This window comes from Stenotrophomonas sp. Steno-Z2 (genome assembly GCF_056393235.1).
This window is the reverse complement of sequence record NZ_JBWJOY010000025.1, coordinates 1-294: the sequence shown is the minus strand read 5'-3', so window position 1 is coordinate 294 and position 294 is coordinate 1. Positions and strand designations below refer to the sequence as shown.

Here is a 294-nt window from a genome sequence, read left to right as displayed (position 1 = left end):
TTACTTGGTGATCTTGGCGACCACGCCGGCGCCGACGGTACGGCCGCCTTCGCGGATCGCGAAGCGCAGGCCTTCGTCCATCGCCACCGGGTTGATCAGCGTGACCGACATCTTCACGTTGTCGCCCGGCATCACCATCTCCACGCCCTCCGGCAGCTGCACGGCGCCGGTGATGTCGGTGGTACGGAAGTAGAACTGCGGACGGTAGCCCTTGAAGAACGGGGTGTGACGGCCACCTTCGTCCTTCGACAGCACGTACACCTCGGCCTCGAACTCGGTGTGCGGGGTGATCGA

1 protein-coding gene is annotated in these 294 nt (G+C 64.6%); it reads right to left on the bottom strand.

From position 1 onward, the window contains the following. On the bottom strand, positions 1 to 294 hold a 294-nt coding region (locus AC06FP_RS16850; RefSeq protein ID WP_478076337.1), incomplete at its 5' end, for an EF-Tu C-terminal domain-related protein.